This is a genomic window from Ruegeria sp. AI3 (assembly GCF_056541245.1).
Genome location: NZ_JBQFYA010000030.1, coordinates 1 through 4,941 on the forward strand (window position 1 = coordinate 1; position 4,941 = coordinate 4,941).

At 55.9% G+C, this 4,941-nt stretch carries 5 protein-coding genes and 1 pseudogene; 5 read left to right on the forward strand and 1 reads right to left on the reverse strand.

All coding sequences use genetic code 11. The features are described 5' to 3' along the window. Positions 1 to 95: 95 nt before the first annotated feature. Positions 96 to 224, reverse strand: a pseudogene (locus ACRZ95_RS22640) (transposase); the annotation flags it as partial. A 258-nt stretch (positions 225 to 482) separates the two neighbouring features. On the opposite strand from ACRZ95_RS22640, the gene ACRZ95_RS22645 reads away from it, so the two are divergent. From ACRZ95_RS22645 to ACRZ95_RS22665, 5 genes are all read left to right on the forward strand, one after another. Beyond that, positions 483 to 1,391 carry an alpha-1,2-fucosyltransferase gene (locus tag ACRZ95_RS22645; protein WP_170642514.1) on the forward strand — a complete coding sequence of 303 codons (909 nt, stop codon included), beginning with the start codon at positions 483 to 485 and terminating at the stop codon, positions 1,389 to 1,391. Between the two features lie 43 nt (positions 1,392 to 1,434). After that, positions 1,435 to 1,977 (forward strand): GNAT family N-acetyltransferase, encoded by a 543-nt coding sequence (locus tag ACRZ95_RS22650; protein ID WP_170642516.1) that lies wholly within the window; start codon positions 1,435 to 1,437, stop codon positions 1,975 to 1,977. A 7-nt stretch (positions 1,978 to 1,984) separates the two neighbouring features. After that, complete coding sequence (locus tag ACRZ95_RS22655; RefSeq protein ID WP_170417387.1) at positions 1,985 to 2,416, forward strand: sugar 3,4-ketoisomerase; 432 nt, start codon at positions 1,985 to 1,987, stop codon at positions 2,414 to 2,416. Further along, positions 2,413 to 3,510, forward strand: a complete 1,098-nt coding sequence (locus ACRZ95_RS22660) for a DegT/DnrJ/EryC1/StrS aminotransferase family protein (RefSeq protein WP_170681769.1) — start codon at positions 2,413 to 2,415, stop codon at positions 3,508 to 3,510. The genes ACRZ95_RS22655 and ACRZ95_RS22660 overlap by 4 nt, the downstream gene beginning before the upstream one ends. A 71-nt stretch (positions 3,511 to 3,581) precedes the next feature. After that, on the forward strand, positions 3,582 to 4,517 hold the full coding sequence (locus ACRZ95_RS22665; protein ID WP_170539206.1) for a glycosyltransferase family A protein: 936 nt from the start codon (positions 3,582 to 3,584) through the stop codon (positions 4,515 to 4,517). Positions 4,518 to 4,941 lie beyond the last annotated feature (424 nt).

Here is a 4,941-nt window from a genome sequence, read left to right on the forward strand (position 1 = left end):
GCAACCCGCTACGACAGGTGCCCAAAGGTCTTCCTGTCAGCAATCGCCCTCGCAGCACTCGTTATCTATTGGCTATGAGGCCTGAACCTAGTCTGGACCGCCCAATCCAAACCGACCAGCCGCAACAAAATCTGCACGAACCCGATCGTTGGCCGGAGCGGCATCCTAAACAAAATCTTCAGGGTAAGGCGGGCCTGGATCGCGGCGTCGCTGAACGGCATAGGTTTAAATTGCCGTTTTTTATTTTGGCATGGTCATGGCATATTTAATGGCATATCTTTACGCCTATGTCGCCTCGCAGTCTTCGTAAATCCTTGCATTCGTTGGTCGCTAAACGAAAGAACCGTTCACTTCGCCAGAAGGGAGAGGAGATCCTGCGCGCGCGCGGGGAAGACCCCATAGTTATTGTCATGGTTGACGGTGGGCTCTGCTCGGCAATCACGAAGTACGTGTTGGGCGAGTGTTTCAGGAAGGCCTTCGGCATGGTCGTTAAATACGATCTGATGTGGTTCGAGACCAACGGCATGGATTGCTCCAACAAGAGCAGCCGGCTGTTCACCCTGACTACGCTGTTTCCAAACATCAAAATGGACGCCGCCACGCAGGACGAGATCGATTTCTACAAGCGACATTTCTACTACAATAATCCGAAACCCTACTGGTACGACCCGGCCATCTTTGATCACCCACAGCCGCTGTATTTCGATGGTTACGCAGAACACTGGAAGTACGTGTCCGACGTCGAAGACAAGGTGCTTTCAGAACTGCGCTTCAAGGACCTTGAGTTGAACGAGGCCAACCGGGATGTGCTGTCGGATATTCATAAGGCGCCCATGTCAATCGCGGTCCATGTACGTCGTGGGGACTACGTAAGCATCGGCATGGCGATGCTTGGCGAGGATTACTACAGAACTGCCATAGATCAGATCGTCTCAGCCTCGGGTCAGGATAAGGCGAAGGTCTTCTTCTTCTCGGACGACATCGACTGGGTGCGCAGTCACCTAGCGCCGAAACTGCCGCCACAAATCGAATGGTGCTGCATCGATGTGAACAATACCGAGGCCGGACACTTGGACCTTCTGCTGATCTCGGAATGCGATCACCAGGTGAGCTCGAATTCCAGTTTCGGGTACTGGGGCGGCCTGCTGAACGACAACGACAATAAGACCGTGATTATCCCGATGCGCTGGCTGCCAGGTCAGACACGCGGCCCGGAGCTAGCCGGTTGCGACACCGCGCATGACTACCCCGGCTTCCAGAAGCTCGAGAACGTCCCCGGCGACAGAGAGGTTCGCCCGTTCAATGAGGCCTTGCACAGCCGAAAGGGCCACGGCGTACCTCGGTCTGAGACCGGAGTTATGGCTGGTGCAGCGCATCGGAAACATCCATAGTGGCGTCTGTGACCGCAGCGCCGCCACAAGCTCAAAAGGGATCATGACCAAATCGTCTGTTGCCCAAGTGGCCGGGCCCAACCTGAGACTCAGGCTTATCACGCCCGCTGATGCCCCCTATGTGTACGCCCTGCGTACGAACCCGCACTACAATCGGCACCTGTCCCCGGTCACGGGTACGGTTGCGGATCAGCGACAGTGGATCGAAGGCTACAAAGCCCAGGAGGCCCAGTGTCGGCAGCTTTATTACGTGATCGAACGTCACGACGGCACCCGCTGCGGGTTGGTACGCCTGTATAAAATCGAAAAAGACCAATTCACTTGGGGCAGCTGGATCCTCGACGCCAACAAACCACGGAAAGCCGCGCTGGAAAGTGCGGTCTTGTCATTTGGCATCGGCTTCGAACATCTAGACCTCGGCATGGCCAAGGTTGATGTCCGGGTGGAAAACACCCACGCCGAGGCGTTCTATCGCCGTCTCGGCATGATCGAAACCAATAGGACCGCGCAAGACATCTTCTTTGACTATCCGCGCAAGCTGTTCGAAGAGTTACGCGCCACATATCTAAAACTTCTCAAAGGGTGACCTTTCCATGACACGAATTTCCGCGCACCAGGGCAGCGTCCGGATCATCGACCTTCCACAAATCCATGATCCCCGTGGCGACCTGACCTTCGTGGAAGGGGGTAACCATCTGCCGTTCGACATTGCTCGGGTCTATTACCTTTACAACGTACCCGTCGACTCCGAACGTGGCGGCCATGCACACCGCGATCTTGAACAGGTCATCTTTGCGCTGTCCGGCAGTTTCCGCATTAAGATCGACGACGGAGAAACCAAGACCGAATTCTGGCTGCGTGACCCGCGCAAAGGGCTTTACGTCAACCGGATGATCTGGCGCGAAATGGATGCCTTCAGTCAAGGCGCAGTCTGCATGGTGCTTGCCTCGCATGTCTATGATGAGTCCGACTATTTCCGGGACTACAATGAATTTCAGAACGCGCTGCGTGGAGGGGTCGAATGATCCCTTTCCTCGATCTGGGCGCGGCCTACCGCGAGCTGAAGCAACAAATCGACGACGCTGTGGCGCGAGTGCTAGACAGTGGTTTCTACATCCTCGGTCCCGAGGTCGAGGCCTTCGAGGCAGAATGGGCCGCTTATTGCGGCAGCAAGTTCGCCGTGGGGCTGGCCAACGGACTAGACGCTCTGACACTGGCCCTGCGTGCGCTGGACATCGGGCCGGGCGACGAGGTTATCGTGCCTTCGAACACTTATATCGCCACCTGGCTTGCCGTCTCTGGTGTTGGTGCAATACCGGTTCCGGTCGAACCTGACCCGGCCACCCACAATATCGATCCGACCCTTATCGAAGCGGCCATCACCCTGCGTACCCGCGCTGTGCTTCCGGTGCACCTTTACGGCCAGCCTGCCGACCTAGATTCTATCCTCGAGATTGCGAGCCGCCACGGGCTTCGGGTGATCGAAGATGCGGCGCAGGCGCATGGTGCGGCCTACAAGGGGCAGCGGCTTGGCGGGCATGGCGATATCGTCTGCTGGAGCTTCTATCCGGGCAAAAACCTTGGGGCACTTGGGGATGCCGGGGCGGTGACCACCAACGACGCAGACCTGGCCGCCCGGGTGGCGATACTGCGTAACTACGGCTCTCACGAGAAATACGTCAACGAAGAGCCCGGCGTAAATTCACGCCTCGATCCCGTGCAGGCGGCTGTTCTGCGGGTAAAGTTGAAGGCGCTGGACGATTGGACCGAACGGCGCCGCGCGATCGCCGTCGACTATCTCGAGGGGTTGAAGGACAGCAGCCTGATCCTGCCGCATGTGCCCGATTGGGCGGACCCTGTCTGGCACCTTTTTGTTGTCCGCACCACAATGCGCGCTGAGATGCAGGCGCATCTGGCCGAGGCCAAGGTAGGGACGCTCATCCATTATCCGATCCCGCCGCACATGCAGGGCGCCTATGCGGATCTGTGCCTCAAAGCCGAGGCTTTCCCGATTGCCCGCCGTCTGGCACAAGAAGTGCTGAGCTTGCCAATGGGGCCTCAACTGGATAGATCACTCGTTAAAAACCGAGTCATACCCGAGATCCTGCGCGCCTGCTGACATGGGCGCTGGACGGTCAATCGCTTCAATTGAACGTCCCGTTCATGACGAGGCCGAAAAGCGAGAACTGAATGTCTCATTTGTGTTCTGTATTATGCGTCTCCTACAACCATGCGAGATTTGCTGCGGCGGGTCTGCAATCGATCTACGAACAAACCTATCGCAATATCGAAATCATCGTCCTGGACGATGGATCACCGGATAATTCGGTCGAAGTGATTGAGGCCGCACTGGCTAAGAGCCCCTTTCCGACCACTTTCATAAAGCAGGAAAATTCCGGCAATGTGCCGGCGAACTTCAACAAGGTTCTGGACGCAGCGTCGGGCGAATTTGTCACAATGATGTCGTTGGATGACCTCCTGATGCCGGACTGTATCAAAGATGCGGTCGAGGTTTTGTCGAAAGCTCGGAACATCGTCTTCGCAGCCAATACCGGTCACTACGAGATCGACGAAAACGGCCACCGGATTACGGATGCCATTCACCTTCCGCTTCCTGCGAACCACCCCGAAACGGCTCAGGACCTGATTGAGCTGGAGTATAGGAGCCTTGGCTCCTTCTACATCCAAGGTCAGGTGTTCCGCCGCGACGCCCTCATGGCTGTGGGCGGTTTTGATGACACGATGACCGGGGACGACATAGTTCTGCGGACGCGCCTGTTTCAGCACATGGTGCGACACCCCGAGTTGACCTTTTCGCTGGGGAACAAGATCGTTCTCTCCTACCGCAAACACGGAAATAATCTTCACCAGAATGCCTTCCGGCAGATCAAGACAATCGTGCAGTGGGGGGAAAAGTACTTCCCGGGCCGCGCTTACCCCGACCTGTTTTTCAGGTGGCTCGAACACTTTATCGAGCAGAGCATCAGGCAAGATCGGCCCGAAGATATCCGGAAAGCTTCGGATCTTAGCCCGCAGGTCGCGCAGTTCATTCAAAGTTACCAGAAGACGTGGACTTATCGCCGCCGCAACACTAAGCGGAAAATCCGAAAGTTGTTCGGCGCTTAGGTTCCGATCTCATAATCAGTCGATATCGGTGAAAAAAGCTCCTGACTACATCTAGTGTTTGCGCCTTTTTTTCAACGCGCCCGGTGAGTGCGGCGATTACTCGGGGCTATTGGCGCACAGTTTCAGGTCGTGCACTTGTGGGCAGACAAAAACGTCACGCTCTGCGTCATGCGTGAAGGCCTCGTGGATCTGGTCGGGATACTGGTAAAGGGAAACCACGTTTGGGTTGGGGGGTAACGTTGCCTCAGGCTGATCCTTCTTCTTTTTCTTCTAGTATCTTCTTTCTTCGGGCAGCATAAACAACTGATATAAAAACAAAATTCTCCTTAACTATTAGGGTCAGGACCCATTGATTTCCGCTTTGCTGCGTGATTCACGGTTCGAAAATCGAGCGGTGACCATGTCTGATCTTTTCTGGCTGACG

What these genes read in the sequence shown, in the direction of transcription:
- ACRZ95_RS22655 (WP_170417387.1), top strand. Translation starts at nt 1,985, where the DNA reads ATGACACGAATTTCCGCGCACCAGGGCAGCGTCCGGATCATCGACCTT.
- ACRZ95_RS22650 (WP_170642516.1), top strand. Translation starts at nt 1,435, where the DNA reads ATGACCAAATCGTCTGTTGCCCAAGTGGCCGGGCCCAACCTGAGACTC.
- ACRZ95_RS22665 (WP_170539206.1), top strand. Translation starts at nt 3,582, where the DNA reads ATGTCTCATTTGTGTTCTGTATTATGCGTCTCCTACAACCATGCGAGA.
- ACRZ95_RS22645 (WP_170642514.1), top strand. Translation starts at nt 483, where the DNA reads ATGGTCGTTAAATACGATCTGATGTGGTTCGAGACCAACGGCATGGAT.
- ACRZ95_RS22660 (WP_170681769.1), top strand. Translation starts at nt 2,413, where the DNA reads ATGATCCCTTTCCTCGATCTGGGCGCGGCCTACCGCGAGCTGAAGCAA.